Consider the following 13,359-nt stretch of genomic DNA (forward strand, 5'->3'; position numbering starts at 1 on the left):
GCCGTGGTGGGTCATGATCGTGGTCGGCCGCTCGGACCTGCGGGAGAAGCGTGAGCAAGCGGATTCTGATCACCGGCGGGGCTTCGGGGCTCGGGAAGGCGATCGCGCGCCGGTATGCCGCCGCGGGGTGGCGAGTGCTGATCACCGACGTCAACGAGGTGGCGGGGGCTGCGGCTGCCGATGAGCTCGGCGTGGAGTTCCGGGCACTCGACGTGCGGGACCGCGAGGCGTGGCAGGCCGCAAGGAGCTGGTGCGAGGACCGGTGGGGCGGGCTGGACGTGCTGGTCAACAACGCGGGCGTGGCGACCGGCGGGGCGTTCGCGGACACCGACCTCGCCGACTGGGACTGGATCCTGAGCATCAACCTGATGGGCGTCATCAACGGGTGCCACACGTTCGCGCCGCTGTTCGGCAGGCACGGCAGCGGGCACTTCGTCAACATCGCCTCGCTGGCCGCGCTGATGAACGCGCCCACGATGAGTTCCTACAACGTCAGCAAGACCGGGGTACTGGCACTGACCGAGACGCTTCGGCACGAATACAGCGGGACGGGTGTCACCGCGACCGTGGTGTGCCCTGGCTTCGTGCCGACCAACCTCGGCGACACCATGCGCTCGCCCGACCCGGACGCGAAGAAGCGGCTGGATCGGATCATGGCCGCCTCGAAGGTCACCGCGGACGACGTCGCCGAGGCGGTGTTCGAGGCGGTGCGGAAGAAGCGGTTCCTGGTGCAGACCCACCGGGACGGCAAGGTCATGTACGCGGTCAAGCGAGTGTCCCCGGCGCTGTTCAGACTCATCATGGGCAAGGCGGCCCAGCGGCTCGGCACCCAGCGCAAGGAGAGCACCCGATGACCCGGCAGAACATCCTGATCACCGGCGCCAGTTCGGGGCTCGGTGAGGGCATGGCCCGGCTGTTCGCCGCCAAGGGGCGCAACCTCGCGCTCTGCGCCCGCCGCACCGAACGGCTCGAGGCGCTGAAGGGCGAACTGCTGGCCAAGCACCCCGGCATCACGGTGAGCCTGCGGGCCCTGGACGTGAACGATCACGACCAGGTGTTCGAGGTGTTCACCGGTTTCCGCGAGGAATTCGGCACGCTTGACCGCGTGATCGTCAACGCGGGCCTCGGCAAGGGCCAGCCGATCGGGACCGGGTACTTCTACGCCAACGTGCAGACCGCGCAGACCAACTTCGTGGCCGCGCTGGCCCAGTGCGAGGCGGCCGTGCAGATCTTCCGCGAGCAGGGGCACGGGCACCTGGTCGCGATCTCCTCGGTCAGCGCGATGCGGGGCATGCGCGGCAACATCACCGCCTACGCCGCCACCAAGGCGGGGCTGGCCACGCTCGCCGAGGGCATCCGCGCGGACCTGCTCAAGACGAAGATCAAGGTCAGCACGATCTTCCCGGGCTACATCCGCTCCGAGATGAACGAGAAGGCGCCGAAGACGCCGCTCGTGGTGGACACCGACACCGGCTGCCGCGCGCTGGTGAAGGCCATCGAACGCGAACCCGTCCGCGCCTACGTGCCCGCCTGGCCGTGGCAGCCGCTCAGCTTCGCGCTGCGGCACCTGCCGCTGAACGTGGTGGCGAGGCTGACGTGAGCGAGGCCATCCGGGCCGTCCGCGCCGAAGACTCCTTCAACGTCGGCGCGGTCAACCGGTGGCTGCGCGCACAGATACCGGACCTGGCGGGTGAACCGCAGGTCAAGCAGTTCTCCGGCGGCGCGTCCAACCTCACCTACCTGCTGTCCTACCCCGACCGCGACCTCATCCTGCGCCGCCCGCCCAAGGGCACCAAGGCAAGCTCCGCGCACGACATGGGCCGCGAGTACCGGGTGCAGAAGCAGCTCAAACCGGTGTATCCCTATGTGCCGGAGATGCTCGCGTTCTGCCACGACGCCGAGGTCATCGGCAGCGACTTCTACGTGATGGAACGGGTGCCGGGCATCATCCTGCGGGCCAACCCGCCCGCCGACTGGGACCTGTCCGCGGACCGGACGAAAAAGCTGGCGTTCGAGATGATCGACCGGTTGATCGAACTGCACCGGGTCGACCCGGCGAGTGCGGGCCTCGGCGACCTCGGCAAAGGCGCGGGCTATGTGCGGCGCCAGGTCGAGGGCTGGACCCGCCGCTACCGCAAGGCCCGCACCCCACGCTCCCCCAACGGCGAGAAGGTCATGGACTGGCTCGCCGCCAACGAGCCCGCCGACGTCGCCACCTGCGTGATCCACAACGACTACCGCTTCGACAACGTCGTACTCGACGCCGAGAACCCGCTGCGCGTCAACGGCATCCTGGACTGGGAAATGTCCACCCTGGGCGATCCGCTGATGGACCTCGGCGGATCGATGGCGTACTGGATCCAGGCCGATGACGACGCCATCGCGCGCAGGCTGCGGCGGCAGCCCACCCATCTGCCGGGCATGCCGAGCAGGCGCGAGGTCGTCGAGTACTACTGCGACCGGATGGGGTTCTCCACCGAGAACTGGCTGTTCTACCAGGTGTTCGGCCAGTTTCGGCTGGCGGTGATCGCCCAGCAGATCTACTACCGCTACTACCACGGCCAGACCCACAACCCCGCGTTTCGCCACTTCGGGCTGTGGGCCCGCTACCTGGACATGCGCTGCCGCAGGTTGATCAAGAAGCGGCGCTGGTGATGGCGGCCGTCTACCTGGTACGCCACGGGCAGGCGAGCTTCGGCGCCGACGACTACGACGTGCTGTCCACAGTGGGCGCCGAGCAGGCCAAGGTGCTCGCCGAGGCGTTGACCGACCGCGGCGTCGTACCGGACATCGTCCGTACCGGCACGCTGAACCGCCAGCGGGACACCGCGACCGGTTACCTGTCGGCGTCCTGTGTGGATGTTCCGCTGGGCGAGGATGAGCGGTGGAACGAGTACGACCACCTCGACCTGCTCACGCACTACGGACTCGCCGACGGTGTTGGCGGCAGGCCGCAGGACGTGCTGGACGCCGCGCTGGTCCGCTGGATCGAGGCGGGCGCCGACTCACCCTGTGCGCGCAGCCACTCCGACTTCACCGACACCGCGAGCGCGGCGCTGGCCGACCTGCTCGCCGAACTCGGCTCCGGCGGCACCGCGGTGGTGTTCACCTCCGGCGGGGTGATCGCGGCGCTGAGCGCGACGTTGCTCGGCGGTCCCCCGCCAGTTTTTCTTGCGTTGAACCGCGTTTCAGTCAACTGTGGCATAACGAAGGTCGTACACGGACGCGGCGGCGCCAGCCTCCTGTCCTTCAACGACCACGCCCACTTCGACGGCCGCCACCGAGAGCTGCGCACGTATCGCTAGAGGAGCCGCAATGGAGCGTCCACAGTTGAACCCGGTGGTGTGGGATCCTCCCGTCGCTCCAGCCAGATCCAGGATCAAGGCGTCCGCGGTCCCCATGCCGCCGGTGCGCACCGTGCGGCTGCCCGGCGCGGGCCCCGAGGACGTGGCGGTGGACGAGAACGGCCAAGTCCTCACCGGGCTCGCCGACGGACGCGTCCTGCGGGTCAACCCTGGCACCGGCACTGTGGAGGAGCTGGCGAACACCGGCGGCAGGCCGCTGGGCATCGAGGTCTATCCCGACGGGCGGCTGCTGATCTGCGACGCGCACCGCGGCCTGCTGCGGCTGGACCCTGCGACCGGCGCGCTGGAAACGCTGGCCGACACCGTCGCGGGCACGCCGATGAAGTTCTGCAACAACGCCGCCATCGCCGCCGACGGCACGGTGTACTTCACCGACTCCTCGCAGCGCTTCGGCATCCACCACTGGCGGGCGGACCTGCTGGAGCACTCCGGCACCGGCAGGCTGCTGCGCCGCGACCCGGACGGCGCCATCGAGGTCCTGGTGGAGGGTCTCCAGTTCGCCAACGGAGTGGCGCTGGCCCAGGACGAGTCGTGGGTTGCCGTCGCGGAAACCGGCTCCTACCAGCTGCGACGCCGCTGGCTCTCGGGTGAGCGGGCGGGCACCGTCGACGTTCTGGTGGACAACCTGCCCGGATTCCCCGACAACATCGCCCTCGGCACCGACGGACTGGTGTGGATCGCGCTGGCCATGCCCCGGCACGCGCTGCTGGACATGCTGCACCGCACCAAACCGGCGATCCGGCGGGCGATTTGGTCGCTTCCGGAGGCGCTGCAACCCAAGATCAAGAAGACCACCTGGGTGCTCGCCGTCGACGCGGACGGCACGATCGTGCACGACCTACAGGACCCGGGCGAGGAATTCTTCCTGGCCACCGGGGTCCGCGAGCACCACGGCACGGTCTACCTCGGCAGCCTCGAGGCCTCCTGCATCGCCCTGTTCGACCTGTAAGGAGGGGATGGGTGCGCGAGGGCCGCACCCATCCCCCGGGTGAAACGTCAGGCCGCTGCCCGGAGGCCACCGGCGAAGGCGCGCTCGACCGCGGCTTTCTCGGCGGCGTTGGGGACGGAGTTCTTGCAGGAAATACCAGGGCCGTGGCCCGACATCAGCTCGCTGCACGGACCCTCGTAGTGATCGCGCAAGGTAAGGATGTGGCCGATCTCATGGGCCATGATCCGCAGCGGGAAGTGGCCGTCGCGAACCGCCTGGCGGCCCATGTCGACCCGGCCGCGGCCCGGACTGGAGACCTGGGCGCTCGGCCAGCCGTCGGTCGCCACGATGCGCAGGTCGGCCGCGCCGCCGGAAGCGGGCTGCAACTGCACGTTCTTGACGTTCTCGTTCCAGATCTTGGCGACCTCGTCGGCCTCCTTCGTGAACTCCGCCGCCTGGCTCGCGTCATATCGCACGATGCGGGCGGCGCTCTGCCCCGCCTCGGCGGCCTGGGCGGGCACGGCGGTCAGCGGCAGGAGCAGGGCCAGCGCGCCGAGCACCAGTCGCGAGGTCTTCGCTGCGAACACGGTGTCTCCTCGTCTTGCAGGGTTTCAGGCCGACGAACGGCCTCAGGGAGACGCCGCTTGCCGGAGCGAGGATTGCTACCAACGATGGTTGGCAACACTAGGTGGCCTGCCAGAACCATGTAAGCGCCTGCCGCATAGCACTTCGTGATAGTCCCGTTATCCGGACAGGGTGAAAACAGTTGTCAGTAATAGCGGCCTCTATACGCGAGCCGGGCCGCCGCGGTGGCGGCGTCGACATTGCCCGCCGCGAATGCCGCGCGCAGCGCCTGTCCGGTTTCGGCGTCGATATAGGCGGGCCGAGGCAACAGCAATCTACGCAAATCCACCCGATGCCGGAGTATTCGGGACAACAGCAGACCGCCCAATACCTCGAGATCCCAGCCGTCGGAGACGACAAAATTCACCTCGCGGTGCGGATAATGGCCCACCCGGTCCAGCACCGGGTCGATCAGTGCCTTGGTGGTGTCCACCAGCAGCTTCGGCCTGCCGATGAGTTCGTCCCGCACCGGCTCCAGGGTGCGGTACCAGCACTTGCCTGCCGCGTAGTCCCGTTTGCCCAGTTCAAGCCGGTGACTGTCCAAGTAGGAGCGCAGTCGTGGATAACGCCGCAACGGCACCAGACGGCCCGCCGCGTCCCACGGGTTGATCAGGTAGGTGCCGCCCCAGCTGAATCGGCCCGCATACGCATCGCCTGCCAGGGATAGCGGGACCAGTCGGTCGGATTCGACGATTCCCGTTTCGCGGGTCAGGAAGACCGCGTCCGCGCCGGTGTCGATTCCGCGGCTGATCCTGGTGCCGGAGAACGGATGTTCCAGAGAAATCAGAAAGTGGTCGATGGCGTGTTCGCCCATCGGCGTCCCGGTGGCGGTACTCCCAGTCGGCTCGGCATCGGTGGCAATCTCAGCCTTCGGGACCGCATGGTCAAGCTGGATCATCCGGCGACAATAACGAGCGGATAAACGCACCCGCTGACGCTTGACGCACCAACCATCATTACGGGTGAGCACTCAGGCGTAGCGCGCTAACCAGTTGGGATGACGCTCCGCCCAGGGGGTGCGCGAGGTCCACTGTGGTCAGAGCTCGGCACGACACGAAGTTGGAACCGATGTGATCGGGATTTAACCCGCCGAGGGGTGCCCACAGGTTCAGTTAACGGTGTAAACATTCCCCATGAATGGACTGTCTCGACGCCGTCTTCTCGGACTGACCGCCCTGAGCGCGGCGGGTGGCCTCGCTTCGATCGGCGGGCAGGCCGCCGCGGAGCGGGACTTCCACCAAGCCGTGGTGATCGGAACCGGCTACGGCTCCGCGGTGACCGCACTGCGCCTGGGCGAGGCGGGTGTCCAGACGCTGATGCTGGAGATGGGCAGGCTGTGGAACGAACCTGCCGCGGACGGGAAGGTCTTCTGCGCGATGACCAAACCCGACCGGCGGTCGTTCTGGTTCAAGGACCGCACCGAGGCGCCGCTGGCCAGTTTCCTGTGGCTGGACGTGGTGAACCGGCGCATCGAGCGGTACGCGGGCGTGCTGGACAAAGTCCACTTCGGAGATATGTCCGTCTACGTCGGACGCGGGGTGGGCGGCGGTTCGCTGGTGAACGGCTCGATGGCCGTCACACCGCGGCGGTCCTACTTCGAGCAGGTGCTGCCGAGGGTGGACGCGGAGCGGATGTACCGGCGCTGGTTCCCGCTGGCCAACGCCACGCTCGGGGTGAACTCGATCCCGCCGCACCAGTTCGAGAGCTCCCGCGCCTACCAGCACGCCCGCACCGGGCGGACGACCGCCGCCAAGGCGGGCTACGACACGGTGTTCGTGCCCAGCGTCTACGACTTCGACTACCTGCGCAGGGAAGAGGCGGGCACGGTCGAGCGGTCGGCGCTGGCACCGGAATGCATCTACGGCAACAACCACGGCAAACGCAGCCTGGACAAGTCCTACCTGCCGCTGGCCCTGGGCACTGGGAAGGTCTCCATCGCCCCGCTGCACACGGTCGACGCCATCCGCCAGGAGCGGGACGGCACCTTCGTGCTCACCGTGACCCGGTCCGACGAGTTCGGCACCGTGTTGGCCCGCCGGGAGATCGGCTGCCGCAGGCTGTTCCTCGGCGCGGGCAGCCTCGGCACCACCGAACTGCTGCTGCGGGCCAGGGAGACCGGCGCGCTGCCCGACCTGAGCCCGGCGATCGGCCGGGGTTGGGGCACCAACGGCAACATCATGACCGCCAGGGCCAACCACGCCTGGCAGCCGACCGGCGGGCTGGCCTCGCCGATGCCGACACTGGCCATCGACGCCTGGGACGACTCGACCGACTCGGTGTTCGCCGAGGTGCCCGGCCTGCCGGTGGGCGTGGAGACCTGGATCAGCATGTACCTGGCGATCACCAACAACCCCGAGCGCGGCACGCTGCGCTACGACGCGGGCCGGGACGCGCTGGGCTTGGCGTGGACCCGGGACCAGAACGAGCCGTCGGTGCGGGCGATGAAGGCCGTCTTCGACCGGATCAACCGGGCGAACCGGACGGAGTACCGCCACGACCTGTTCGCCGACGGCAAGTCCTATGCGGACACCTTCACCTACCACCCGCTGGGCGGTTGCGTGCTGGGTGCGGCCACCGACGATTTCGGGCGGGTCCGCGGCTACCGCAACCTCTACGTCAACGACGGCTCGCTGATCCCCGGCTCCATCGGCGTGAACCCCTTCGTGACGATCACCGCGCTCGCCGAGCGCAACATCGATCGGGTTCTCAGCCAGGACATAGGGCACGAATAGGTCGTTGCCCGCTACGCCGTACGGGTGATCGTTGCGGAGCCGGTTGCCGACTCCGCAACGCCGCCCGGACCCGCCCCGGCACCTCGGCACGGGTGAATCCGCGCGGAAACCGCACACGGGGTGGAAAGCAGTTACAGGTCAAGACAACCATGCGGTGGGAATTCACCACCGAAACGAGCGCGGCCCGGTTCGGAAGCGTTCGCCCGCCCGTCGCCGCACGTCAACGGTCCGGACGGCGCCGCGGCCACGGTTGACCTCTTGGTTCGCCGAGTGTTCAGGACGAGCGCGGGATGTGACGCGAAAAATCCATTTCAAGGGAATACAGCGTGCGCGAACAATTGCGGACAACGTCGTTGTCAACGCCGTCCTAATAAGATCGTGATCCGAGCTTGATGATCACATGGCACGAGAAGGCCATATTGACAGCGCTCGCCCGACCTCACGATGATTTGACCCGTGAAGCCGCGCCTGCTGCTAGTGGCTCGTCGCTATCGCGATCTTGAGCGCCACGCCAGTTGTCTCTAGTTCGCATGCCGGAGTTCGGGTGTCTCCGACTCGCGGTATGCGAACTTCTTCGCGGCGCCCAGCCAGTCCCTGACCAGCTCAAGCATGGTCCAGTGACCACGGCAGGGTAATCCACTTCCCTCGATTCAGCGTGGACGGCACTGCCTCCCACGCCGACCTGTGACGTTTCCCCGGGCCATGGGACGCGTCATTGCGAGCGGAATTGGTGCCGCGCGTCGGAACACCCTTCTCCCTTCACATCAGGTAAGTGATCCCCCCTCATGGGAGAAGTGATGTCATTGCAATCCCGAGGCCGCAAACGCCTTGCGGCCGTGGTCACCACACTGTTGGTGCCTTTGGGCGCGGTGATTTTCCCCAGTGCTCTGCCCGCCGCGAACGCGGGCATCCTGGAGAAGGTCTCGCAGCTCACCGGCACCGACGGCAAGAACTACTCGGTGACAAACCACCTCGACAACAAGTTGCTGTCCCAGGGCCGCACCGCTGACGGCAAGCGCAAGGAATGGCTGCTGGTGTGGGCGGGCGATGAGAACATCGCCGACACCGCGGTGAAAACGGTCAAGAGCCTGCCCGGTTCGCTGAACGTGGACGTGCCCGGCCTGGTCGAGGACGTCAACAACGCCCTGCCCGGCCCGGACTTCCTCGCGGTCATCGACGCCACCAAGGGCTCGCCGACCTACGGCAAGGTTGTCAACACGGCCACCGTGGGGCCGCTGGTCGAGAACGAGCCGCACCACATGCAGTACGTCTGGCACAAGGGCGACAAGATCTTCGCCGGTGGCCTCTTCTCGGCGGCGACCTACGTCTTCGACGTGAAGAAGCTGCCCGAGCTGAGCCTCTCCGGTCTCAGCCTGCCGACCGACACCCTCGGCGGTTCGGTGCCGGACGCGTACTGGGTGCTCAAGGACGGCACCGCCTACGGCACCTACATGGGCGGTCCGGTCGCACCGGGCCCGTACACCTACTCCGACGGCAAGACCGCCGTCGGCAACGGGTTCGCAGGCGCACCGGGCTCGGTGGTGCGGTTCGACGAGAAGGGCAAGGTGCTCACCCAGATCTCCGCGGCAACCCCCGGCAAGGGCGACGACCCGGCGCAGTGCCACAACCTGCCTGCCCTGGGCTCGCCGACCTGCGCCAACCCGCACGGCATCCAGGTCCGCGAGGACCTCAACCGGATGATCACCAGCGACTACGCCGAGCCGCGCACGATCATCCTCGACCCGGTCAAGGCTCCCTCGGCGTTCCTGCGGCGGCCCACGGTCCGCCTCTGGGACATCAGCGACCGCAACAAGCCCAAGATCGTCTCGGTGGACTATCTGCCTAAGGGCCCGCGGTCTAACCCGGAGGACCCGCTGCGCAACGAGAACCGCGCGGTGATGGAGGCGACGGTCACCAACAAGCCCGGTCACAAGGGCGCGTTCGTGTCCACCATGTCCGGTGGTGCCGTGTTCTACACCCCGGACATCACCGCGTCCAAGCCGCAATGGCGTGAGGTCTTCGACGACACCACGGCGGCGTCCACCAAGTTCAACGCCGGTCAGTTCCCGGCGGGCAACGACGGTGCGGGCTGGATCCAGACCAGCCCGGACGACCGGTTCCTCTACCGCGCGATCATCGGCCGCCCGGCCGGGACCTACGGGCCGGACGACAAGGGCTCCCCCGGCTACATCCTCACCCTCAACATCGAGAAGCTGTTGGCCTCCGGGAACGACCCGAAGTGCAACATCGACTCGCCCGATGAGATCGCCGAGGGCGGGGCGGAGGCCGACTGCCCGGCCATCTCCGGCATCCAGCAGATCGACGGCGGCCCGCACTGGGGCGCCTACGACAACTTCACGCTGGGTTCGGACGGCTACTACCACGAGACCGAGCAGCCGGAGCGGATCGCGACCTCGAACTACTTCGTGGCGCGCACCGGCATCGACGGCAACCACAAGGTGTGCGTGGTGAACCTGGGCCGCAACGGCGAGCTCTCCCTGGACAAGACGTTCCGGGACGAGAACGAGGGCACCCCGTGCGTGAACTTCAACCGCCAGAAGTGGCCGCACGGCAACTTCGGCAACGCGAAGCCGCACTCGGAGCTGTTCGTGGTGGCTGACGAGGACGTCAAGTAATGACGGCCGCGGATATCCGGTGGCGTCACCCTTCGGGGTGGCGCCACCGCCTCGCGCTCACAGCGGCGCTTCTGCTGCTGACGCCGACGCCGGCGCTGGCCCACGGCGGGCATCCCGGTGCGGCGGTGGTGGACCCGGTAGTCGACGCGGTGGTGCGGATCGCGCTGCTCACTTCGTCCACCGTGGTCGCCGGGCTGGCGCTGCTGCGCCCGGTGGCGGGCGAACCGGGCCCGGCGACCCGCACGCTGGGCTGGTCGGCGGCGGGCATCGCCGCGGCGAGTTGCCTGCTCAGCGTCGGTGGCGGCGTGCCGTTCCCGGTCGCGCTGGGCCAGGCCCTGCTGACGTTGTTCGCAGTGCTGCGGCTGGGTTCACGCGGCTGGTCGGTGCTGTTCGGGACGGTGTTGACCGTGCTGGTCGCGGTCGAGGCCGCGCTCGGGCTGTCCGGCGCCGCGCGCTGGTTGGCGATCGGCCACAGCCTCGCGCTCACGGTACTGACGGGTGTCGCCGCGGCGGTGGCACTCCGCGAACGGGGCGTCCCCGCCGAACGCACGAAACCCGCGCGTCGGTTGGCGATCCCGGGTGCGGTCGCGGCCGCCGTGGCCGCGGGTACCGCGGTGGCGGGCGCCGGGATCGAACTCGACGGCGCGCTGGGGGTGGTCATCGCCGTGGAGCTGACGATGATCGCGGGCGCCGCCCTGCTGATCGGCCTGCCGGTGCCCGAGTGGGTGGCGAAGGCCTCTGTGGCCGGGGCCGCGCTCGCGGTCGCCGCCGCCGCGGTGGTGCCCGCGCTGCCCTCCTCCGCCGACGATCCGGTGCCGGGCAGCCCGCAGCTGCACCGGGTGGACCTCGCGGGCGGACAGGTCCCGGTGCTGGTCACCCCTGGCAGGCCGGGGCCGAACCTGGTGCATGTAGCGGACACCCAGGTATCGGTGGGCACGCACCGGGATCGGCTGGAACGGGCCGAGTCGCGGGACGGCGCCTCCGGTGGCTGGGCCGTGCTCGACCTGCCCGCGGGCCGCAGTGACCTGTGGGTTTCCCGGTCCGGCGAGACCACTTCGGTGTCCATCGCCACCGCCGACACCCCGGGGCGCCCCGCCCCCGGTGTCGTCGGTCCCGATGGCCCGGAGTGCGCCAGCGTCGCGCTCGCGGCGGTGCTCACCAACCCCAGCTCCACTGTGGACAGTTGTCCAGCGGACCGGCTGTCCGGCGAGGACGCCGCCTCGCTGCGGGGCATGGTGAACTTCCTCGCGGAGCGTGGCGTCACCGCGCTGGCCATCGCGAGCGACACCACACCGCGGTCGCGGGTCGCCGACGGAGTGGTGCGGCAAGCGGCGGCGGCGCGAGGCATCGCGGTGGTTCCGGGCGCCGAGGGTGCGCTGGTGGTGCTGTCCGGCTGGGAGGCCTCGGCACGGACCCTGCGCCAGGTGGCCGTCGACCAGGCGGGCGCGGTCCGCTACCCGGCGGGCACGTTCCTGGCACCGTGGCTGCTCTCGCCAGCGGCCTCGGAGCTGTCGGGGTCGCTGGTGCCGCTGCGGTTCAGCCCGCACGAACAGCTGCCCGCCGCCTACGCCAACCTGGTGCAGCGCTCCTTCCCCGGCGAGGCCCCGACCGCATCCGGGTTCGCGCGCTGGCTGGCCGCCCAGCCCGAGGGCGCCCGGCAGCTCGCCCCGCCGCAGCTGTACGCGTCGTCGTTGGTGGCGTTCCTGCCACAGGAGTTCGGCAAGCACCACAACGGCAGCGCCACCGGCTGGTTTCCCGGCGGCACGGTGGTCGCTGTCAGCCCCGCCCTTTCCACGACCTAGGAGGCAAGCCATGTCCCTTGTGGACGAACGGGTGCGGCCGTTGCCCGCGGCGGCTCCCCCACCCCGCTACGGTGTGATCGGCATCGGCGCCGTGATCGCGTTCGTACTCGGCTGGGCTGTGCTGGGCACGGCGGGCGCGAAGTTCCTCGCGCTGTTCGCCGTCGGCCTCGCGCTGGGCCTGGTGCTGTTCCACTCCCGCTTCGGTTTCACGTCGGCTTGGCGCCAACTGGTCGCGGTTGGCCAAGGCGCGGCGATCCGGGCGCACTCCCTGATGCTCGCGGTGGCGTGCGTGTTGTTCGCGGTCATCCTGGGCACCGGCACCAGCCTGTCCGGCACCCCACAGCCGCTGGTCCAGCCGGTGGGACTCGCGGTGCTGATCGGCGCGTTCCTGTTCGGCGTCGGCATGCAGATCGGCGGCTCCTGCGCCTCCGGCACGCTGTTCGCGGTGGGCAGCGGGCAGACCGCGATCCTGTTCACCCTCGGCGGGTTCATCGCGGGCTCGGTGCTGGCCATCCACCACTTCCCGTTCTGGACCGACAGCGTCCCGACCGGCAAGCCGATCCTGCTGTCGCAAACCTTCGGATACCCAGGTGCGCTGGCCGTCTCGCTGGCGGCGCTGGCCGCGATCGCCGGGCTGTCCTGGTGGGTGCAGCGCCGCCGACGGCCCCCAGCGATCGAACCCGCCCCGGTTGCCGCAGGCTGGTGGCGGATCATCCGCGGCGCCTGGCCGCTGTGGGCGGGCGCGGTCGGTCTGGCCGTGCTCAACGCCCTGACGCTGTTCATCTCCGGCGGCGCCTGGGGCATCACCTTCGCCTTCGGCCTGTGGGGCTCAAAGCTGCTGGCGTTCGCAGGCGTCGACGTGGCGAGCTGGCCCTATTGGCAGGTGCCCCGCAACGCCGCGGCCCTGCACGGCTCGGTGCTGGCGGAAAAGATCTCGGTGATGGACTTCGGCATCATGGTCGGCGCCCTGATCGCCTCCGCGGCGGCGGGCGCGTTCGTCCTACACCGCCGAATCCCCTGGAAACTCGCCGTGGGCGCGGTACTCGGCGGCATCCTGATGGGCTACGGCGCCCGCCTCGCGGGCGGCTGCAACATCGGCGCCTACTTCTCCGGCATCGCCTCGTTCAGCCTGCACGGCTGGCTGTGGGGCGCCCTCGCCCTGATCGGCACCTGGTTCGGCCTGTTCCTGCGCCCAATATTCGGTTTGACCAACCCCAAACCAACCGACGCGGTGTGCTGAAAGCCCAACGAGTGGTAAGGCGAGTTCCAACT

General features: G+C 68.9%; 11 protein-coding genes. 9 read left to right on the plus strand and 2 right to left on the minus strand.

Features of this window, described 5'->3' with window-relative positions:
• Positions 1 to 50 precede the first annotated feature (50 nt).
• From ACU6XJ_RS03230 to ACU6XJ_RS03250, 5 genes are read left to right on the plus strand one after another with little or no spacing between them, the layout of a single operon-like run.
• Positions 51 to 854, plus strand: a complete 804-nt coding sequence (locus ACU6XJ_RS03230; RefSeq protein WP_476306741.1) for an SDR family oxidoreductase — start codon at positions 51 to 53, stop codon at positions 852 to 854.
• On the plus strand, positions 851 to 1,600 hold the full coding sequence (locus tag ACU6XJ_RS03235) for an SDR family oxidoreductase (protein WP_476306742.1): 750 nt from the start codon (positions 851 to 853) through the stop codon (positions 1,598 to 1,600). The genes ACU6XJ_RS03230 and ACU6XJ_RS03235 overlap by 4 nt, the downstream gene beginning before the upstream one ends.
• Positions 1,597 to 2,655 carry a phosphotransferase family protein gene (locus tag ACU6XJ_RS03240; protein WP_476306744.1) on the plus strand — a complete coding sequence of 353 codons (1,059 nt, stop codon included), beginning with the start codon at positions 1,597 to 1,599 and terminating at the stop codon, positions 2,653 to 2,655. Before ACU6XJ_RS03235 ends, ACU6XJ_RS03240 begins: the two co-directional genes overlap by 4 nt.
• Complete coding sequence (locus tag ACU6XJ_RS03245; RefSeq protein ID WP_476306747.1) at positions 2,655 to 3,305, plus strand: histidine phosphatase family protein; 651 nt, start codon at positions 2,655 to 2,657, stop codon at positions 3,303 to 3,305. The genes ACU6XJ_RS03240 and ACU6XJ_RS03245 overlap by 1 nt, the downstream gene beginning before the upstream one ends.
• Before the next feature lie 10 nt (positions 3,306 to 3,315).
• Complete coding sequence (locus tag ACU6XJ_RS03250) at positions 3,316 to 4,314, plus strand: SMP-30/gluconolactonase/LRE family protein (RefSeq protein ID WP_476306748.1); 999 nt, start codon at positions 3,316 to 3,318, stop codon at positions 4,312 to 4,314.
• 47 nt (positions 4,315 to 4,361) lie between these two features.
• On the opposite strand, the gene ACU6XJ_RS03255 is transcribed toward ACU6XJ_RS03250, so the two are convergent.
• Positions 4,362 to 4,880, minus strand: coding sequence for a snapalysin family zinc-dependent metalloprotease (locus tag ACU6XJ_RS03255; protein WP_476306752.1), 519 nt, complete (start codon positions 4,878 to 4,880; stop codon positions 4,362 to 4,364).
• A 182-nt stretch (positions 4,881 to 5,062) separates the two neighbouring features.
• The gene (locus tag ACU6XJ_RS03260; protein WP_476306754.1) at positions 5,063 to 5,815 is read right to left on the minus strand and encodes a hypothetical protein; all 753 of its coding nucleotides are present in this window, start codon (positions 5,813 to 5,815) and stop codon (positions 5,063 to 5,065) included.
• Positions 5,816 to 6,050: 235 nt separating this feature from the next.
• Here ACU6XJ_RS03260 and ACU6XJ_RS03265 point away from each other — a divergent pair, with 235 nt between their 5' ends.
• The 4 genes from ACU6XJ_RS03265 to ACU6XJ_RS03280 all read left to right on the plus strand — a co-directional run bounded on the left by ACU6XJ_RS03265 (position 6,051) and on the right by ACU6XJ_RS03280 (position 13,327).
• Entirely contained in the window at positions 6,051 to 7,649 is a 1,599-nt protein-coding gene (locus ACU6XJ_RS03265) for a GMC oxidoreductase (RefSeq protein ID WP_476306756.1), read from the plus strand.
• 797 nt (positions 7,650 to 8,446) lie between these two features.
• On the plus strand, positions 8,447 to 10,285 hold the full coding sequence (locus ACU6XJ_RS03270) for a hypothetical protein (RefSeq protein WP_476306758.1): 1,839 nt from the start codon (positions 8,447 to 8,449) through the stop codon (positions 10,283 to 10,285).
• Complete coding sequence (locus ACU6XJ_RS03275) at positions 10,285 to 12,087, plus strand: hypothetical protein (protein ID WP_476306761.1); 1,803 nt, start codon at positions 10,285 to 10,287, stop codon at positions 12,085 to 12,087. Before ACU6XJ_RS03270 ends, ACU6XJ_RS03275 begins: the two co-directional genes overlap by 1 nt.
• Positions 12,088 to 12,097: 10 nt before the next feature.
• Positions 12,098 to 13,327, plus strand: coding sequence for a YeeE/YedE family protein (locus ACU6XJ_RS03280; protein WP_476306763.1), 1,230 nt, complete (start codon positions 12,098 to 12,100; stop codon positions 13,325 to 13,327).
• Positions 13,328 to 13,359: the final 32 nt, after the last annotated feature.

The sequence above is a fragment of the Actinorectispora metalli genome (assembly GCF_056323685.1).

Coding starts and splice junctions, on each gene's coding strand:
- ACU6XJ_RS03275 (WP_476306761.1), top strand. CDS start 10,285: ATGACGGCCGCGGATATCCGGTGGCGTCACCCTTCGGGGTGGCGCCAC.
- ACU6XJ_RS03270 (WP_476306758.1), top strand. CDS start 8,447: ATGTCATTGCAATCCCGAGGCCGCAAACGCCTTGCGGCCGTGGTCACC.
- ACU6XJ_RS03260 (WP_476306754.1), bottom strand. CDS start 5,815: ATGATCCAGCTTGACCATGCGGTCCCGAAGGCTGAGATTGCCACCGAT.
- ACU6XJ_RS03250 (WP_476306748.1), top strand. CDS start 3,316: ATGGAGCGTCCACAGTTGAACCCGGTGGTGTGGGATCCTCCCGTCGCT.
- ACU6XJ_RS03265 (WP_476306756.1), top strand. CDS start 6,051: ATGAATGGACTGTCTCGACGCCGTCTTCTCGGACTGACCGCCCTGAGC.
- ACU6XJ_RS03280 (WP_476306763.1), top strand. CDS start 12,098: ATGTCCCTTGTGGACGAACGGGTGCGGCCGTTGCCCGCGGCGGCTCCC.
- ACU6XJ_RS03245 (WP_476306747.1), top strand. CDS start 2,655: ATGGCGGCCGTCTACCTGGTACGCCACGGGCAGGCGAGCTTCGGCGCC.
- ACU6XJ_RS03235 (WP_476306742.1), top strand. CDS start 851: ATGACCCGGCAGAACATCCTGATCACCGGCGCCAGTTCGGGGCTCGGT.